The following is a 17,452-nucleotide window of genomic DNA, read 5'->3' as shown; positions in this document are numbered from 1 at the left end:
ACCTCCCCGTACGGGCCCCGGGGAAGGGGGACCGCGAAATACAGCTGAGTTCAGCGTCTCACCACTGGGCACCGCCCGGCGGTGCGCACCCCGATTGTTCCTGTCCGAGGTGCTCGTTGCGAACCCGGGGGCGGATCGGGGTGTCTCACCGCGATCCGGACATGGCGCCCACCGGGGACCCACGGACCGTACGGGCCGGGGCTGCCGCTCTTGTACGGTGGAGCCGCTCAGGAGTGATGCCCGTCACAGCGCGGACAGGTTTGACAGAGTTGTCCACGGAAGTTATCCACAGCCTGTTGATAACAATATCAATGCGGATCCAGCCGCCGGGCCGCCCCGGGCCGCCCCATGAGCGGCGCGGGCACCAGCACGAATACCGGCCGGGACCCCATTTGCAGTCGGCCGAATCGCGCTCCGATCACCCCTCGGTAAGCTGACGGCATGACAGGACAAGTACGCACCGTCGACGGCCGTGTGGCCGGCCGCCGAGGTCAGGCGACGCGGCAGAAGCTGCTCGACTGCCTCAGCGAGATGCTCAGCTCATCGCCGTACCGGGACGTCAAGGTCATCGACGTGGCCCGGAAGGCGGGGACTTCGCCCGCGACCTTCTACCAGTACTTCCCGGACGTCGAGGGCGCGGTCCTCGAAATCGCCGAGGAGATGGCCAAGGAGGGTGCGGGGCTCACCGAGTTGGTCTCCGGGCGCTCCTGGACCGGAAAGGCCGGCTGGCAGACGTCCGAGGAACTCGTGGAGGGATTCCTCGACTTCTGGCGCCGCCATGACGCGATCCTCCGCGTCGTCGACCTCGGTGCGGCCGAGGGCGACAAGCGGTTCTACAAGATCCGCATGAAGATCCTGAACTCCGTCACCAACTCCCTGACCGACGCGGTCAAGGAGCTCCAGGCCAAGGGCCGCGTCGACAAGGACGTCAGCCCCGCGGCGATGGCGGGCTCCCTGGTCGCCATGCTCGCCGCCGTGGCCGCGCACCAGAAGGGGTTCCAGACCTGGGGCGTCAAACAGGCCGAACTCCGCCCGAACCTCGCCCTCTTGGTCCACCTGGGCATCACGGGCAAGAAACCGACAAAGTAACCGCGGGGCGCCACCACGTCCTTCGTCCTGTCGCGCAGACGGCGGACCACATCGGTGGTCCGCCGTCCGCGTACCCGCGGCGTGGAGTGCGGCATACGGGGCGTATTTCGCGCGGCACACGCCTCAGCGGCGCTCCAGGCGGAAGAGCCTGATCTCCCGGTCCACCCTCGCCTGGTACGCGGCGTACGGCGGCCAGAACGCCAGCGCCGTGGCCCACACCTCGGCCCGCTCCGCACCCTCCAGCAGCCGCGCCCTGACCTGGATGTCCTCGCCCTTCCAGTTCATGTCGGCGTCCGGGTGCGCCAGCAGGTTGGCCGTCCACGCCGGATGGCCGGGACGCCCGAAGTTCGAACCGACCAGGACCCATGACGACGGCCACGGTGCGCCCTCGACACCGCTCCCCACTCCCCTCTTCTCCGGCATGCACGCCAATGGCGTAACCCTCGGCGCCCCGCTCCTCGCACCGGTCGCCGTGAGGATCACGCCGGGCAGCATCCGCGCGCTGAGCAGCACCTTTCCCCGGGTCAGCCGGTGCACCGCACGGTCCACCGCCGGTACGACGTGCGGCGCGAACCGGGCGAACGTACGGGTGGACGACACCTTCTGCACCAGTCGGGTCCCCCGCGTCATCAGACCGCGACCGCCGCTCGGCCCGCGAAGAGCCCCGCACACTCCGCCGCGTGCGCGCGCAGCCCGTGCACCGGGCCGAACAGCAGCTCGTCCGACGACGCCCGTTTGAAGTACAGCTGGATGTCGTGCTCCCAGGTGAAGCCGATCCCGCCGTGCAGCTGGACCGCGTCGGACGCCGCGCCGCGCAGCGCCTCCAGGCCCTGCGCCAGCGCGAGCCCGCCCGCTGCCGGGTCCCAGGCCGCGTAATACGCCGCCGACCTGGCCGCCTGCACCTGCACATAGAGCCCGGCCAGCCGGTGCTTCACGGCCTGGAACGAGCCGATGGGGCGTCCGAACTGCTCGCGCTGCCTTACGTGTTCGACCGTGAGCTCCAGCGCACGGTCCGCCGCGCCCACCGCTTCGGCGGCCAGCACGGCAGCCGCCGCACATCCGGTACGGGCGAGCGCTCCCGGCACACCGGCGACCCCGCCCGCCCCGCCGCGCTCCGGCTCATCGCCGAGCAACTCGGCTTCTGTGTCGCGCAGTTCGATTCGGGCCTGCGGCCGGGTCGCGTCCAGTGCGGTCTGCCGTGTCCGGGACATCCCGGCGGCGCCGGCCCGTACCAGGAAGAGCAGGGTACGGCTCCGGGCGAAGCCCCCGGTGTGTGCGGCGACCAGCAGCACCCCGGCGCTGTGCCCGTCGAGCACCTGGTCGGCCTGCCCGTACAGCCGCCACCCGTCGTCGGTGGGCCGCGCCTGGACACCGCCGGCCCGGCCGCCGCCCGCCCAGTCGCCCGCGTTGTCGCCGAGCAGCCCGAGCGCCGGGCCGAGCGGGGCCGCCAGGGTGGCGGTCAGCTCACCGCGTGCGATGCCCGGCAGCAGCTCCGCACGCTGGGCATCGGTGCCGAGCGCGGTGATCAGCGGTGTGGCCAGCGCGGCCGTCGCGAGGAGCGGAGACGGCAGCAGCGCCCGCCCCGTCTCCTCGCAGGCGAGCACCAGCTCGGCAGGGCCGCACCCCACTCCCCCGTACTCCGCGGGGATCGCGAGGCCGGGCAGCCCGAGCTGTCCGGCGAGAGTGCGCCAGAGCTCCTGGTCGTACCCGGCGGGGGTGGCGGCTGCGGCTCTGACCCCGTCCGGGCCGCAGCGTTTGGTCAGCAGTTCACGCAGGGTGCGGCGGATCTCGTCCTGCTCCGCGGTGAAGGCGGCATCCATGGGCGGGCCCCTCTCCTGATCTGACGGCGCGTCATAGTAGAGCGCGCCGAACCAGATGCCCAGAGGCGGTACGCGAGAGGCGCGACGGCCGCCCGGCACCCTTGCTCCGCACCCTTGCCCGGCAACTGATCTGATGTACCGTCAGATTTATGTCATCCACCGTCATATCTGCCCGTCCGCGGCGGCGGGTCGCCGTCGCCGGTGTCGCCCTGTCGGACTGCGGCAAGGCCGACGACGCGACCCCGTACGCCCTGCACGCCCAGGCGGCGCGCCGCGCGCTCGCCGATTCGGGCCTCGGCCGCGAGGTGATCGACGGCTTCGGCTCGGCGGGCCTGGGCACCCTCGCACCGGTCGAGGTAGCCGAGTACCTGGGCCTGAAACCCACCTGGGTGGACTCCACATCGGTCGGCGGCTCCACCTGGGAGGTGATGGCCGCCCACGCGGCCGACGCCATCGCCGCGGGCCACGCCAACGCGGTGCTGCTGGTGTACGGCTCCACGGCCCGCGCCGACATCAAGGCGCGCCGCCGCACATCGAACCTCTCCTTCGGCGCGCGCGGCCCGCTCCAGTTCGAGGTCCCGTACGGCCACTCGCTCATCGCCAAGTACGCGATGGCCGCCCGCCGCCATATGCACGAGTACGGGACGACACTGGAACAGCTCGCGTCGGTCGCGGTCCAGGCCCGCGCCAACGCGGCCCACAACCCGGACGCCCTGTACCGCACGCCGATCACCGTGGACGAGGTACTGGGCGGCCCGATGATCGCGGACCCGTTCACGAAACTGCACTGCTGCATCCGCAGCGACGGCGGCTGCGCGGTGCTGCTGGTGGCCGAGGAGTACGTACCGGACTGCGCCAAGACCCCCGTATGGGTCCTGGGCACGGGCGAACACGTCTCGCACACCACGATGTCCGAGTGGGACGACTTCACGGTCTCCCCCGCGGCGGTCAGCGGCCGGCTGGCCTTCGAGCGTGCGGGGGTCCGCCCGGCGGAGATCGATCTCGCGGAGATCTATGACGCGTTCACCTATATGACGCTGGTGACCCTGGAGGACCTGGGATTCTGCGCGAAGGGCGAGGGCGGCGCGTTCGTCGGGAAGGGCCGCCTGCTGCGCGACGGCGACCTACCCGTCAACACCGACGGCGGCGGCCTCTCGGCCTGCCACCCCGGGATGCGCGGCCTGTTCCTGCTGGTCGAGGCGGTACGACAGCTGCGCGGCGAGGCAGGCGAGAACCGCCAGGTCCACAAGGCGGGCGGCCGACTGCCGGAACTGGCGGTGGCGTCGGGGACGGGCGGCTGGTTCTGCTCGTCGGGGACGGTGGTGCTGGGGCGGGGGTAGACGGCCTCACCCGATGGGGTGAGCGGCAGGGCAACAGCAACCCGCGACTTAACGCTTGCGTTAACTTCCGGGGCATGGCTCAATGGGAAGTGCTCCTCGTCGCAGAAGTGGCGACATGGATGGAGAAACTGATCGAGACGGACTGGCAGAGCGCCAAGCAGGTGGAGCACGCCATCGATGTCCTCGCCGCTTTCGGCCCTGTGCTGGGACGGCCTCTTGTCGACCGGATCAAGGGTTGCGAACAGCACCACATGAAGGAGCTTCGTCCAGGGTCCGGAGGAAACAGCGAAATTCGGATCCTCTTTGCATTCGATCCCGTACGCAGGGCCGTCCTCCTGACAGCAGGGGACAAGACAGGGAGTTGGCGCGGTTGGTACGACACCAACGTTCCGCTCGCCGAACAGCGGTACCAGGACCACATCGCCGAGTTGGACACGAGGGAGTACGAATGAGCACGGTGAGGTGGGAAGACTTCAAGCGCCGCATCCACGAGGAGCGCGTGGCAGCCGGACTGCCCGTCCAGTCTCCCGAGGAGAAGCAGGCGGCCATGGACCAGCTCCTCGCCGAGGTACGGGCCTACCGGCTCGCCGAGATCCGCGCGGAGCAGGATCTGACCCAGCGCGATGTCGCCTCCAGCATGGGCGTCTCGGCCCCCCGGGTGTCCGCCATCGAGAACGGCGAGGTCGACCGTACGGAGATCGCCACCATGCGGTCGTACGTCCAGGCCCTGGGAGGGCGGCTCCGCGTGGTCGCGGACTTCGGCGACACCGAATACACGGTGGCCTGAACCAGCACGCGCGCCCCGCCGACTCGGACACCCCGCGTCAGCGGGCCCGCAAGGTCTGGCGCGGGCCCGACCACGACACCCCCGTGCTCGTGGTCGGGCCCGCGCGGCGGTGAACGGTCTCCCCCACGAGGTGCCGGGATCAGATCGAGCCGAACCACATCCGCCCATTTGAGCTAACAGAAGAACAGCTGTCCGCCCATTTCCGCTGACGCCATGTGACCCTAGAGACGCCTCAATGCACTGTCAACTAAGATGAACGGCCACACGAAGCCCGGCACCGACCGGCACCGAGGAGGGGATACGGATGCCGACGCTGTCCGAAAAACTCGACACACTCTTCACCACGGTACGCAAGGAGGGCCGGGAGTACACCTACGAGGAAGTGGCGCGCGGCTGCGCCGAGTTGACTGGAGGGACCTTCTCCAAGACGTACGCCTGGCAGCTGCGCACCGGTCTGCGGGACAACCCGACCAAGCGCCACTTAGAGGCACTCGCCGCCTTCTTCCGGGTCCCGGTGGCCTACTTCTTCGACGACGGCACCACCGAACGCGTCGACTCCCAGCTGGCCGTGGCCACCGCCATGCGCAACGCGGACGTTCGCGACATCGCCCTGCGCGCGATGAGTCTCGATGACGCGGGCCGCAAATCCCTGGCCCGCATCATCCACGAGGTCAGCATCCTGCACGCCGCGCGGCCCGCCGACGATCCCCACCACCACGAGCCGCCCGACAACGAGGAGTAGGGGGCCCGGTGTTCCACCCCACGCGACGCCACGACGGCGAAGGCGGCATACCGAACCAGCGACGCGCCATCGGCGCCCTGCGTCGCGGCTGCCGGCGGCGCCTGGAGACCCTGACGCTGCCGCGCTCGTACGATCTGCCCCTGCTCTGCGAGCACGTGGGCAGGGCACGCGGCCGGACCATCCACCTCGTGCCGATGCACATGGACGCGACGGGCCCGTGCGGCATCGTGCTCTCCCTGCCGGGCGCCGACTACGTCGTGTACGAGGTGCAGACCAGCCGCCACCACCAGGAGCACATCATCGCCCACGAGCTGGCCCACCTGATCTGCGGACACCGCACCGCGGACCAGGCGGACGCCGCCGCATCCGGCGATGCGGCGGCCCTGCTCTTCCCCGATCTCGACCCCGGTCTCGTACGGGACCTGCTCTACCGGGAGCACTACTCGGACGTGCAGGAGCAGGAGGCCGAGGTGATGGCCTTCCTGATCGGCACCCGGCTGCGGGCCACGGACGCCTCCACGGGGCGGGCCCCCGCCCCTGACAGCACCCTGGGCCGGATACAGAGTTCACTCGACTGGCGACGGCGGGACGAGACATGACCAACCCCTGGTATCTCGTCGGCTCGTTGGCCTGCTGGGTCGCCTTCGCCTGCACGCTGATCCCGCTGCTGCACGGCTACCGCCGCGACCCGCCGGTCATCGCGCTGTGCGCCGCCTTCGGGAGCCAGGCGATGTATCTGCTGCTCTCGGTCCCCAAGCGCTGGACGGGCACCCTCTTCGGCACGGTCACCTGGTACAACGTCTCGGTCCAGATGTGGATGATCGCCACGCTGGCCTGCCAGCAGGTGCTGCTCGTCCACTGGACGCACCCGGTCGCCCGTGCCCGGACCGTCGCCCTGCGCCGCATGCTCGTCCTGGCCTGTGTGCCGACGGTGATGGCCGCTCTCTTCCTCTGCGCCACCCTCCAGGGCTCCCCGCACAACTCGTTCATCGACCTGCCCGGGTACCGCCCGGCCGACCAGCCGTTCTTCGTCGCGTACCAGGTCGTCTACCTCGCCACGCTGGCCACCGGGAAGGCCCTGGTGGCGCGCGCCTGCTGGACCTTCGCCCGACAGAGCGAGCTGTACGTACGCCAGAACGGGCTGTACGGACAGCAGCACGAGGGCAGCTGGCTGCGGCGCGGCCTGCGGACCGCGGCCGTCGGCGCCGCCGTCGAACTCCTCTATCCGCTGGGCCGGTTCGCGGACATCTTTCTCGCCTCGTACGGCTGGAACTCCGCGCAGTGGGCGGTGGTCTCACGGAGCGCCCTGACGGTGGGCATGGTCCTCAACATCGTCGGCTGGACCGCCCCCCTGTGGGGCACGCGCGCCTCGGCCGTCCTCGCCTGGTGCCGCGACTACCGCGACTACCGCAGGCTGCGGCCCCTGTGGTGCGCACTGCACCGCGCCTATCCGCGCATCCTGCTCCAGCCGCCTCTCGCCCACGACATCGCCGCCGTGCGGGATCTCCGCTTCCATCTGCACCGCAGAGTGATCGAGATCCGGGATGGCTATCTGGCGCTGGAAGGCGTCGCGGGGGCGTCGGAAGGCCCACGCGACGGGCGGCGCGCGGAAGCGGAAGCCGAAGCGGAACGGGAGGCCGGCTGGATCGCGGCGGCCTTGGCGACCGGCCGCGCCGGGGAGCCGGGTCGCGTCGCGGAGACCGTTCGCGCCGGGGAGACCGGGCCCGCCGGGGGGACCGGTTCCTCCGGGGGGACCGGTTCCTCCGGGGAGACCGGTTCCTCGGGGGGACCAGAGACCCGGTCCGCGCGAGCCGACGCGCGGCCCTCCGCCGCGCCCGGTGGAACGAGGCCGACACCGGAGACGGGCATCCAGGACTTCTCCGCCGATGTGGCATGGCTGACGTCGGTCTCGCGCGCGTACGCGCGCACCCACAGCTGACCCCGCACGCACAACCGGCACCTCGCGCACAACCGGCTCCTCGCACAACCGGCCCCTCGCGCAGCTGACCCCGCGCGCACGGCCGACCGCTCAGCCGGCGGAAAGGTCCGCCGGCTCCGGGCCGGTCCGGGCCGGGCCGGGCCGCTCAGCCGGCGAAGGGCACGGACGCCATGCCCTGGCCCGCGCCGGGGATCACAAACAGATTCCCGGCGAGGGGCTCGACGTCGCCCAGGTCGCGCCGTGCCGAGGTGACGTACAGATCGGTCAGGCCGGGCCCGCCGAACGCGCAGGACGAGGTGAGCGACACCGGAAAGGAGATCTCCCGGTCGAGGCGCCCGCCGGAGGTGTACCGGCGGACCGCGCCGCCCCGGAACAGAGCCACCCACACCGCGCCTTCGGCGTCCACGCACAGGCCGTCCGGTGCCCCCGCGGTATCGGCGACCTCGGCGAACACACGCCGCCCCGTGGCCCGCCCGGTCCCGGCGTCGTAGTCGAAGACGTCGATACGGTGGGTGAACGTGTCCACGAAGTACATCCGGCTGCCGTCCGGGCTCCATCCGATGCCGTTGCTGAGCCGTACGCCGTCGGCCGCGACGTCCAGCGTCCCGTCCGGGGAGACCCGGGACAGCCACCCCGGGGCGGACTCACCGGCGATGGTGCCGGCCCACAGCCGCCCCGCCGCGTCGATCCCGGTGTCGTTGCCGCGTACGCCACGGTCGGACCAGTTCACCAGCCACCGAAGGGAGTTGGCGTCCGCCTCGGTGACAGCGATCCCGTCGCGCAGGCTGAGTACGAGGCCGCCCCCCGCGCGGGGCCGCGCCGCCGCGACGGGCTGGTCGAACGTCCACGTCGCGACGGGGCCCCGGGCGGGGTCGAAGCGGTGGACGGCGCAGGCGTTCATGTCGACCCAGAGCAGGGTGCCGTCCACGGCGTCCCACGCGGGGCACTCGGCGAACGAAGCCCGCGCGGCCAGCGCGACCTGAGGGGTGGTCATGGAGACTCCTTAGGGGGACGCAACGACACGGGGACGCAACGGCGGAAGTACACGGCGGGGTATCGACCCTGGCCCACGTCGATCAGAGGCGGAACTCCGGCCGCCCGGCCAGCGCGGCATCCACCGCGTCGATGACGAGGTCGGCGCCGCCGCCGTCCAGGACGTCCGCGACCGGAAGTCCCAGGCCGCCCAGGGCTCGTACGTTCTCCCGGCCCCGGGTCACCACGGCCACCACGGGAGCGCCGCCAAGCGCCTCCACCAGCGGAATCTCCCGCTCCGGGGACGCCACCGGCAGGTGTTCCCAGTGGTAGCGCGTCCGGCGGGACGGGTCGTGCACGAAGACGACGGCGTCGGGCCTTGAGCCCTGGAGTATCGAGGTGGCCAGGCCGCCGAAGGCGGGGTGCAGGACGGACGCCTGGCCCTTGGTGATGAGCAGGTCGTGATGCGGGTCGGCGGCCCCGACGAGGTGCTCGACCAGGCCGGCCGCCTGGAAGACCGGGGCGCGGTCGATGACCGCGCCCGTCGTGCAGCCGACCAGCTGGCAGGTCTGGCCGGTGCCCACATATCCGGCGTCCACCCCGCGGGCCCGTGCGGCGCGCAGAAGCTCAAGGGCGGCCGTGCGCTTGCCCACGACGCAGTCGCTGCCCGCGACGTGCACCACGGATGCCCGGGTCCTGGCCGACCGGCCCGAGTACTTGGGCAGATGGGGGTGGGGGCGCCGGATGTCGACGATCCGGCGGCCGTCCGCCATCAGCTCCCGCAGATCCGTACCGGCGAGCTGGAGATGCAGGCAGGACAGGATGTGCAGCCCGGCCCCGGCCGCCGCGCGTATCTGGTCCCACCAGAAGGCGGGCAGATCGCCGGAGGGCAGCGGTATGTGCCGGAAGGCGCTGTCCGCCGTCTCACCGTGGTCGGACTCGGTCATCGCGACCACGAAGGCGTCCGGGGCGTAGGCCAGCGCCTGTTCGAGGCTCGACACGACCGGAACGTCCGTCCCGGGGACGGCGCCCGCCGTGGTCCGCGCCCCGTGGGAGCGGTCGATCACGGCGACGGTCTCCAGCACCGTGCTGTGCCGCAGCACCCCTTGCGCGGTCTTTCCCTCGGGGTGAGCGAGGACACCGTCCGCGAACAGCACTGCCCGCAGGGGCAGTCGTGAGAACTCTTCCGACAGCATGGGACCCGAGGCTACCGGCAGGACAAATGGAAGCCGGAGCGAGGGGACGGTTTGTTCGCCGGACCCGCACCGCCGAAGCACCGGGCTGGACCGGGGATCGGGTGGGCCGGGGGCCGGGGCGGTCCCCGGAGGCCCACAACGCGGACACCCTCCGTCAGCGAGCCTCCGCGACTGCCACCCGCCCCGACCGCAGCGAGGTCCGTCCGCCCGCCGGGCCCCCGGGGGTGTGCGTGAGGGCGAGGAGGTCGTCGTCGGACACCACCCGCAGGTCGTACTCCGCGAGCAGTGCGGCCATCCGCTGCGGCTTCCACAGGGAGCGCCACGGTTCGCCCGCCGTGAGGGAACTGCCCAGCACGCGGGTCAGCAGCCGTCCCGCCGCCGCTTTCGCCGACGGCGCCTGGTAGTTGACGACGAGCACGCTGCCCAGGGCCGTCCGGGCGGCGAGTGCGGCCACCGTGGCGCGTACCTGGTCGCGTGTGAGGTACGGGACGACGCCCTCCCACAGCCAGGTCGTCGGCGCGGACGGGTCGTGCCCGGCGGCGTCCAGTGCCGCACCGAGATCGTCCACGGCGAAGTCGACCGGCGTGAACCGTACGGACCGGGCGAGGACTGACAGTCGGGCGTCCTCGTCCAGTCCGGCGTCCTCATCCGCGTCCGGGCCCACCGCCTCGGTGAGGCGGGTGCGCTTGTCATGCTGGGATGCGGGGTGGTCGACCTCCCAGACATCCGTCCGCGAGAGTGCGGGCAGCCGCCAGGCCCGCGTGTCCAGACCGGCGCCGAGGATGACCAGCTGGCCGGTCGCTCGGGCACGCAGAGCCTCGTCGATCGCGACCGTCCGGGGCACGACCACCTCGGCACACGCCCGCACACTCTCGTACGTGGTGCGCGCCTGCCAGCCCTGCGGCGGAGTACCGGCGCGCACCTGCTCCACCGGCACCCGCTCCGCGCCACGCAGCAGCCGCACCGCCACCGGGTCGGCGAACCGGCCCTCCGCAGACCGGCTGCCCGCGCCTCCGCCGGCAACAGTCCTGCCGTCGGCGGCGGCCCGCCCCTGACAGACCAGCACCGCCGTCCTGCTGGCGTCCCGCGCACTCTCACCCATGAGGCCGTATTCAATACCAGCCCTGCCCTGTCCCGGCAGGCAGGGGAAATCCTCCACTCAGCCCGTCAGCGCATCCCACGCGTTTGCATAAGTCGCAAGCCAGCATTCACATTATGCAAACTCCGGTGTCACTGCTTCTCACTGGAGAACCAAGGGCTCAGGACCACGAGCCGGGGCGGCCACCTCGCTATCCGTGACGCCGCACTCGCGCAGTTCGAACCGCCACTGGGCAAGATCCTCCGCCCCTTCGACCGCATGCGCCGCAGACGCAACGGGGCCGAGTACCCCGACCGGGAGACACCCGAGATCACGGCGGAGGACGTGGAGAACGACCTTCCCAAGGCCGAGCAGATCGTCAAGCTCGCGGAACAGGTTCTCGACCGGATGCACCCCTACTGACGTTCGCCGCCGCTGGGGCCGCGCACCACCAGCGGCCCCAGCGACCCCGGCGCCCCGGGAGAGGAATCAGCTCACCCCTTCATCCCCGAGAACGCGATCCCCTGGATGAACTGCCGCTGCATCGCCACGAAGACCACGATCACCGGCAGCGTGGCCAGCAGGGACCCCGCCATCAGGACCGGGTACTCGGTCAGGTGCGCGCCCTGGAGGGTGGCCAGGCCGGCCGACAGGGGCATCTTGGCCGGGTCCGTGTTGACGATCAGGGGCCACATCAGGTCGTTCCAGGACCACAGGAAGGTGAGCACGCCCAGCGCCAGCAGGCCCGGCTTGGCCAGCGGCAGGGCCACTCGCCAGAAGACCGTGAAGGGGTTGGCGCCGTCCAGCTTCGCGGCCTCCTCCAGTTCCTCGGGCAGGCCCATGAAGAACTGCCGCAGCAGGAAGGTGCCGAAGGCGGAGAACATGCCGGGGACGACCAGCGCCTGCATGGAGTCCAGCCAGCCGAGGTCCTGCATGATCTGGTACTGCGGCAGCAGGAAGAGCTGCCCCGGCACCATCAGCACCGCCAGGAACCCGAGGAAGATCGCCCCGCGTCCGGGGAAGCGGATGCGGGCGAAGGCGTACGCGGCCATCGAGCACAGCAGCAGCTGCGCCCCGGTCCGCAGCAGCGCCATCACGGCGGTGTTCACGAACTGCCGCCCGAGCGGGACCGCGTCGAAGACCTTCGAGTAGTTCGACCAGTCCCAGTGCGAGGGCAGGATCGTCGGCGGTACCTGTACGGACTCGCCGAAGCTCTTGAAGGAGGTCAGCACCTCCCACAGCAGCGGGAAGACGGTGACCACTGCGCCCAGCGCGAGCAGGACGTGGGCGGGCCAGAGCCTGCCCTGACGGCTTCGGTTCCGGGCACGCTCGGAGCGCCCGGTGCTCCGCGTCGCCTCACGCATAGTGGACCCACCTCTTCTGCAACCGGAACTGGATGGCGGTCAGCGCCATGATCAGGACGAACAGCACACAGACGATCGCCGCGCCGTAGCCGCGCTGGTTGTCGAAGAACGCCTTCTGGAAGAAGAGCATCACGACCGTCTGGCCCTCGCTGTAGGCCGGGTTCTGCAGCGCGCCCGTCGTGTTGGCGCCGAGGATCAGATACACCAGGTCGAAGACCTGCAAGGACTGGATGATCGACAGCACGGTGGTGAAGAACAGCGTCGGGCTCAGCAGCGGCAGCGTGACCGAGAAGAACTGCCGGATCCGCCCCGCGCCGTCGAGCGACGCCGCCTCGTAGTAGTCGCCCGGGATGGACTGGAGTCCGGCGAGCAGCAGGATCATGTTGTAGCCGACGGTCATCCACACCCCGACGACAGCCACCGCGATACGGATGGTGTGCGGGTCCGACACCCAGTAGGTGCCGTGGATCCCGACCGTGGAGAGCGCGTGGTTGAGGATGCCGGAGTCGCCGTTGTAGAGCCAGCGCCAGACCACCGCGACCGCGGCGGGCATCGTGACCACCGGCAGGAAGTAGAAGGTGCGGTAGATACCGGTACCGGTCAGCCCCTTCAGGTTGAGCAGCACCGCGAGCACCATCGACAGCGGGATGCCGAGGAGCACCAGACCGGTGTAGATGCCGGTGTTGCCCAGGGACTGCCAGAACTCGGGGTCGTGCACCAGCGTCCGGTAGTTGGAGATCCCGATCCAGCTGGTCCCGCCGAAGGCGCCCCACTCGGTGAAGCTGTAGTACACCGTCTGCACCACGGGCCACAGGTAGAAGACCGCGAGGCCAAGACCGGCCGGGGCGATCAGCGCGTAACCCCACCACTTGTCCCGGTGCTGGAAGCGGCGCTCGCGGCGGCGCAGTTCCCGCTGGTCCAAGCCGTGGCCCTGGCCGGTGCTCTGCGCCGGTACGGCGGTTTTCGCACGCACATCGAGGCTCATCAGGACCTGCCCTTTCTCTCCTGTGCGAGCAGCTGGTTCATCGCGCTGGTCAGCGAGCTGGTGGCGCCCTTGAGGCTCTCGTCCCCGCTCCACGCCCTGGAGAGCCACATCTGTTCCTTGTGCGACCAGGCGGCGGTATTGGCGGAGCTGGGGTACGGCACCGAGTAGTCGAGCGCGTCCAGATGCACCTGGAGGTCGAACTTGGGCATCCCGGCGGCCCATGGCTTCGCGGTGCCGTTACGGGCCGGGATGGCCGTGCCGTACTTGCCCTGGAGCAGCGACGCCCGCTCGGTGCTGAGGAACTGGACGAACTCCTTGGCCAGCTCGGGGTGGGGCGTACGGGCATAGACGACGTTGGCCAGACCGTGCAGAACGGTGGCGCGGTGGCGCCCCCTGGGCATCGGCGCGACATCGATCTTGGCGCGCAGCTCGGGGTCGGCGTAGAAGGTCGCCGCGTTGTACGACGCCTCGTACGTCATGGCCAGCGTCCCGGACTGGAACATCTGGGTGGGGTCCGTGTCGGTCATCTGCTGGAGCGAGGGCGCGGCCTTGTAGCGGTGGATCAGGTCGATCCAGAACTGGAGGCCCTCGCGGGTGTGCTCGTCGGAGTACCCGGAGCGCGTCTTGTCCTTGGAGAGGACCCAGCCGCCGGCCTGCGGGATCGAGTTGTAGTAGTTCTCCTGCGCGCGCGCCGGGGCCCCGACGCCGTAGATCCCGCGCTTGCGGTCGGTGAGCCGCTGGGCGTTGTTGATCAGGTCCTGCCAGGTCCAGGAGGAGTCCGGATAGTCGACCTTGGCCCGGTCGAAGATCTCCTTGTTGAACCAGAGCGCGACCGTGTCGAAGTCCTTCGGGGCGCCGTACTGGGTGCCCTTCCAGCGGTAGAGCGAGACCAGGTCGGACGGGAAGTCGGACGGGTGCAGTACGGCGTCGGAGCCGCTGGTCTCCAGCGGGAGCAGCTGCCCGGCATCGGCGTAGAGGCCGAAGTTCGGCCCGTTCATCCAGAAGACGTCGGGAGCGGAGCCACCGGTGCACGCGGTGCGCAGTTTGGTCCAGTACGTCCCGTTCGGTGTCAGCTGGACGTCGATCTTCACGCCCGGACGGGTGCGCTCGAACTCGCGCGCGGCCCGTTGCATGGCGGGCATCTGGTAAATGTCCCAGACGCCGTAGGTGAGACGGCCGCGCCGGGAGCCGCCGCCCGAGGAGGCCGACGAGGACGAGGAGCTACAGCCGGCCGCGAGCGGGGCCGCCGCTAGCGTGGCGGCGGCCGCGGTGAGGAGGGAACGTCTACGCACGCGGAACCTTCCTGGGGGTGGAGCTTCCGTCTCACCACGCGGGAGAGGCCATGAAGCCGACGGAGGTCGTCTCGTGGGGGACGTCGCCCCACAACCGGATGGTCGGACGCTATTTGCTCAAAGTTGATGGGTCAATGGCTCTTCCAAGCATCTTTACGCATTCGAGGCCATCGGAAACCCCTCCAGAACGCCCCTGGCACCCCTTCACCCGACCCCCTCCGATGCCACAACACGGCTACCACGCAACGGGATTGACTACCCTCCGGAATGGGTAGGAGACTCCACCGGGTGACCGAAAAGTCCTGAATGTTCTCGCAGGTAATTTTGGGGGTCGAGCAGGAACGAAGGGCGCCTCGAAGGGGACATCGCCGTCGGCGGCACGGGCGCGGCTGACGTGACCGCCTTCTCCGCGGCCGACGCGCGCGGCCCGCTCGCCCGCCTCCAGGCCACGTACGGCGCCGGGCAGACCGGGCAGCAGGAACTCCAGTCTCAGCCGGATGCGCTCGAACCGGTCCGCAAGCGGATCTTCTCCGAGAAGGTCTCCACCCGGGTCGAACTCGCCTCCTGCGCCGGGATTGTCGGGTAACAGCAGATTTTTGATGTCGTTCACGCAGCGGTCGAGGAGTCCGGTCGAATGGATACGGTCGCGCAGCTGGCGGCGGGTGCGCGGGCCGACGTCCTGCTCATCTTCGGCTGCGATCGGGCGCCACTCCATGATGGCCACCCGGTACCACCGCGAACTGCCCCGACTGCCTGACAGCCCAGCCGTGCCGCTCCTTCAGCCAGTCCCCCAGCAGCACCTGTCCAGCCAGGCCATGAGGAGACATCCGACGATCTGGCCCGAACTGCCGATGAGTCCGCATCTCCAGGCCCTAGTCCCGCATACGATCAGCAAGCTGGTCCACCTGGCACGCAAACGCCGACGTCGCCTTCCCGATGTCATGAACCGCGGCCAGCCACACCATCAACCGGCGGGCATCCGCCAACCCGCCCGGTAGAGCCTCCGCCACCAGCCGCCGCACATTCGCAGGAACCCAGCGGTCCCACAACAACCCAGCCCCCGCACCGCTGTCTGCCATGTGCCGCCACAGCGGCAGCCACCCTTTCGCATCCTGATCATGCTTAGCCCACACCGAACGCACCGGTCCCGTGAGCCGACTCCCAAGCCCCCACCCCGGACTCCGCCTCAGCCGTCATGAGAGCTGGATAGCAGGTAAATCACACGTCAATACGGCCTTATGCAGAAATCGACCCAGCAGAACCGACACCGGATCTCGCCCACGAAGGCTGTATCAACCAGCCCCGAACGACCCCCACACCACGGATTAACCGCAAATGGTCGCAATGTGCGCTATGCCGGAATTCTTGAAACTGCTCAAGAACAGCACCTCGCGAAGATAACGTCGCACGTCAGACAGTCTGCTCCCCGCGTCCGCGGGGATGTTCCCGCCTCCAGGCGCTCGATGTACCCGGCGCGTTCCTGCTCCCCGCGCCCGCGGGGATGGCCCCGAGTACGTCGCCGGAAAGGCGTTGCCCCGCCCCTGTTCCCGCGCCCCGCGGGGATGGCCCCCGGCGCATATCGCAACTGATGCGAACTCGCGTCACCGTGTGCCGCATTGGTCAGGCAGCGCCGGAAAGCCGTTGATCAGCAGGTGGACGGTTCTCCAGGGCCTGATGGGACGGCTGTTCTGCGACTACACCGCCACCCAGCTCGCCGCCGAGGCGGGAGGAACCTGGCGCGCCACTATCCACCCGCGACCACACACGGTGATACCAGCGCCTCAACGACCCAGGAATAGGCGTCAGTCGATTACGCGAGGTCGCCCGTTTCACAACAGACCCCCGCGGTTCGCGGGGACTCAGCCGTGGCGGATTCGACGGACCACTCCAAGAGAAGCGCGGGCGGAGTTCGCGTACCGGGCCGCGGTCTTCTCGTCATCCATGCCGAAGACCTCGGCGCGTTGGAGAGGGCCGGAGTTGAGACCTGTAAAGCCTCCTCCTGGCTGATCGGCGGTTTGACCAGGGGCGATCGGGCAGCGGAGCCGTGGTGTCGGCGGCATGTCGGGCGGCTGTCGGCCCCATGTCGGTGGGGGCTGGCACCTTTCGAGATGACCTGGCGGGTGCCCATACGGCTGTGGGTTCCCGCCTTCCTCTCCTCATCCGAGTCCAAGGAGCGCACATGACGATCACTCTCCGACCGGGAAGCACCGTGATGTTCACCGGCGATTCGATCACCGACTGCCAACGGCTGGACAGCGAAGACGGTCTCGGGTTCGGCTACCCGCTGCGCATCGCGGGCGAATGGGGATTCCGGCACCCGGACCGCCCCGTGACCTGGCTGAACACCGGGGTTGGCGGCCACAAGGTGATGGACCTCGAAGCCCGCTGGCAGACCGACGTACTCGACGCGCGCCCGGACGTGGTGTCGATCCTTGTCGGGGTCAACGACATGGGCTGGCACACGCTGGACCCGAAGGGGTACGTGATCACCGTGGAGGAGTTCGAAGCGGGTTATGACCGTCTGCTCGCGCCCCTCGCCGAGACAGGTACGGACCTGATCCTCATCGAACCGTTCCTCCTGCCGATCCACGGCGTCGTCGAGGCCGGGGCCGGACACGCATTCATCGGAGATGAAGAACGGAAGGAATGGCGCACCGACCTGGACCCGAAGATCCAGGTCGTGCGCAAGCTCGCCCGCAAGTACGGCGCGCATCTGCTCAAGGCCGACGGTATGTTCGCCGAACTCGCCGCGACGACCGGGCCGGAGCACTGGGCCGCGGACGGCGTACACCCGACGCCGGCCGGTCACGCCGCACTCGCGGCGGCCTGGCTGCGCCTGGTCGCATGA

The 17,452-nt window shown here is 70.0% G+C and carries 18 protein-coding genes and 2 pseudogenes; 10 read left to right on the top strand and 10 right to left on the bottom strand.

The features are described 5' to 3' along the window. Positions 1-441: 441 nt before the first annotated feature. The gene (locus ACWGKJ_RS22990; protein WP_385018006.1) at positions 442-1,089 is read left to right on the top strand and encodes a TetR family transcriptional regulator; all 648 of its coding nucleotides are present in this window, start codon (positions 442-444) and stop codon (positions 1,087-1,089) included. Between the two features lie 123 nt (positions 1,090-1,212). Here the strand turns inward: ACWGKJ_RS22990 and ACWGKJ_RS22985 are convergent, their stop codons facing one another. Next, positions 1,213-1,719 carry a nitroreductase family deazaflavin-dependent oxidoreductase gene (locus tag ACWGKJ_RS22985; protein WP_385018004.1) on the bottom strand — a complete coding sequence of 169 codons (507 nt, stop codon included), beginning with the start codon at positions 1,717-1,719 and terminating at the stop codon, positions 1,213-1,215. Continuing rightward, the gene (locus tag ACWGKJ_RS22980) at positions 1,719-2,909 is read right to left on the bottom strand and encodes an acyl-CoA dehydrogenase family protein (protein ID WP_385018002.1); all 1,191 of its coding nucleotides are present in this window, start codon (positions 2,907-2,909) and stop codon (positions 1,719-1,721) included. Before ACWGKJ_RS22980 ends, ACWGKJ_RS22985 begins: the two co-directional genes overlap by 1 nt. Positions 2,910-3,058: 149 nt before the next feature. On the opposite strand from ACWGKJ_RS22980, the gene ACWGKJ_RS22975 reads away from it, so the two are divergent. The 6 genes from ACWGKJ_RS22975 (at position 3,059) to ACWGKJ_RS22950 (ending at position 7,717) form a co-directional block, all read left to right on the top strand. Further along, positions 3,059-4,249 carry a thiolase C-terminal domain-containing protein gene (locus ACWGKJ_RS22975; protein ID WP_385018000.1) on the top strand — a complete coding sequence of 397 codons (1,191 nt, stop codon included), beginning with the start codon at positions 3,059-3,061 and terminating at the stop codon, positions 4,247-4,249. A 74-nt stretch (positions 4,250-4,323) separates the two neighbouring features. After that, entirely contained in the window at positions 4,324-4,701 is a 378-nt protein-coding gene (locus ACWGKJ_RS22970) for a type II toxin-antitoxin system RelE/ParE family toxin (RefSeq protein WP_385017998.1), read from the top strand. Then, the gene (locus tag ACWGKJ_RS22965) at positions 4,698-5,036 is read left to right on the top strand and encodes an XRE family transcriptional regulator (protein WP_385017996.1); all 339 of its coding nucleotides are present in this window, start codon (positions 4,698-4,700) and stop codon (positions 5,034-5,036) included. The genes ACWGKJ_RS22970 and ACWGKJ_RS22965 overlap by 4 nt, the downstream gene beginning before the upstream one ends. A 304-nt stretch (positions 5,037-5,340) precedes the next feature. Next, a complete protein-coding gene (locus ACWGKJ_RS22960) occupies positions 5,341-5,778 on the top strand; it encodes an XRE family transcriptional regulator (protein WP_385017994.1) in 438 nt (145 codons plus the stop codon). Between the two features lie 8 nt (positions 5,779-5,786). Further along, the gene (locus ACWGKJ_RS22955; RefSeq protein ID WP_385017992.1) at positions 5,787-6,377 is read left to right on the top strand and encodes a toxin; all 591 of its coding nucleotides are present in this window, start codon (positions 5,787-5,789) and stop codon (positions 6,375-6,377) included. Further along, positions 6,374-7,717 carry an MAB_1171c family putative transporter gene (locus ACWGKJ_RS22950; protein ID WP_385017990.1) on the top strand — a complete coding sequence of 448 codons (1,344 nt, stop codon included), beginning with the start codon at positions 6,374-6,376 and terminating at the stop codon, positions 7,715-7,717. The genes ACWGKJ_RS22955 and ACWGKJ_RS22950 overlap by 4 nt, the downstream gene beginning before the upstream one ends. Positions 7,718-7,862: 145 nt before the next feature. Here ACWGKJ_RS22950 and ACWGKJ_RS22945 read toward each other — a convergent pair whose 3' ends face one another. The 3 genes from ACWGKJ_RS22945 to ACWGKJ_RS22935 all read right to left on the bottom strand — a co-directional run bounded on the left by ACWGKJ_RS22945 (position 7,863) and on the right by ACWGKJ_RS22935 (position 10,987). Then, positions 7,863-8,711: an SMP-30/gluconolactonase/LRE family protein gene (locus tag ACWGKJ_RS22945; RefSeq protein ID WP_385017988.1), complete on the bottom strand. Its 849-nt coding sequence runs from the start codon at positions 8,709-8,711 to the stop codon at positions 7,863-7,865. 82 nt (positions 8,712-8,793) lie between these two features. Next, on the bottom strand, positions 8,794-9,885 hold the full coding sequence (locus ACWGKJ_RS22940) for a DUF1611 domain-containing protein (protein ID WP_453315803.1): 1,092 nt from the start codon (positions 9,883-9,885) through the stop codon (positions 8,794-8,796). Positions 9,886-10,039: 154 nt separating this feature from the next. Next, positions 10,040-10,987, bottom strand: coding sequence for a class I SAM-dependent methyltransferase (locus ACWGKJ_RS22935; protein ID WP_385017984.1), 948 nt, complete (start codon positions 10,985-10,987; stop codon positions 10,040-10,042). Positions 10,988-11,242: 255 nt separating this feature from the next. Between ACWGKJ_RS22935 and ACWGKJ_RS22930 the strand changes: the two genes are divergently transcribed. Further along, the gene (locus ACWGKJ_RS22930) at positions 11,243-11,386 is read left to right on the top strand and encodes a hypothetical protein (RefSeq protein WP_385017982.1); all 144 of its coding nucleotides are present in this window, start codon (positions 11,243-11,245) and stop codon (positions 11,384-11,386) included. Between the two features lie 71 nt (positions 11,387-11,457). On the opposite strand, the gene ACWGKJ_RS22925 is transcribed toward ACWGKJ_RS22930, so the two are convergent. Genes ACWGKJ_RS22925 through ACWGKJ_RS22915 form a run of 3 tightly spaced genes read right to left on the bottom strand, consistent with a single transcriptional unit; the run spans position 11,458 to position 14,604 of the window. Then, positions 11,458-12,327: a carbohydrate ABC transporter permease gene (locus ACWGKJ_RS22925; protein WP_385017980.1), complete on the bottom strand. Its 870-nt coding sequence runs from the start codon at positions 12,325-12,327 to the stop codon at positions 11,458-11,460. Beyond that, positions 12,320-13,312 carry a carbohydrate ABC transporter permease gene (locus ACWGKJ_RS22920; protein WP_385017978.1) on the bottom strand — a complete coding sequence of 331 codons (993 nt, stop codon included), beginning with the start codon at positions 13,310-13,312 and terminating at the stop codon, positions 12,320-12,322. Before ACWGKJ_RS22920 ends, ACWGKJ_RS22925 begins: the two co-directional genes overlap by 8 nt. After that, on the bottom strand, positions 13,312-14,604 hold the full coding sequence (locus tag ACWGKJ_RS22915; protein WP_385017976.1) for an ABC transporter substrate-binding protein: 1,293 nt from the start codon (positions 14,602-14,604) through the stop codon (positions 13,312-13,314). Before ACWGKJ_RS22915 ends, ACWGKJ_RS22920 begins: the two co-directional genes overlap by 1 nt. A 394-nt stretch (positions 14,605-14,998) precedes the next feature. On the opposite strand from ACWGKJ_RS22915, the gene ACWGKJ_RS22910 reads away from it, so the two are divergent. Then, positions 14,999-15,190 (top strand): hypothetical protein, encoded by a 192-nt coding sequence (locus ACWGKJ_RS22910; RefSeq protein ID WP_385018136.1) that lies wholly within the window; start codon positions 14,999-15,001, stop codon positions 15,188-15,190. Here ACWGKJ_RS22910 and ACWGKJ_RS22905 read toward each other — a convergent pair. Together ACWGKJ_RS22905 and ACWGKJ_RS22900 are read right to left on the bottom strand one after the other, a co-directional pair. Continuing rightward, positions 15,167-15,304, bottom strand: a pseudogene (locus tag ACWGKJ_RS22905) (type I-E CRISPR-associated endonuclease Cas1e); the annotation flags it as partial. The gene ACWGKJ_RS22910 and the pseudogene ACWGKJ_RS22905 overlap by 24 nt on opposite strands. Beyond that, a pseudogene (locus ACWGKJ_RS22900) lies at positions 15,303-15,683 on the bottom strand (CRISPR-associated endonuclease Cas3''); the annotation flags it as partial. The pseudogenes ACWGKJ_RS22900 and ACWGKJ_RS22905, both read right to left, overlap by 2 nt. A gap of 1,100 nt (positions 15,684-16,783) precedes the next feature. On the opposite strand from ACWGKJ_RS22900, the gene ACWGKJ_RS22895 reads away from it, so the two are divergent. Beyond that, on the top strand, positions 16,784-17,452 hold the full coding sequence (locus ACWGKJ_RS22895; protein WP_385017974.1) for an SGNH/GDSL hydrolase family protein: 669 nt from the start codon (positions 16,784-16,786) through the stop codon (positions 17,450-17,452).

This window comes from Streptomyces sp. NPDC054757, from assembly GCF_053612185.1.
Note: the sequence above shows the minus strand (reverse complement) of the source record. Positions and strands in the feature narration are given on the sequence as shown.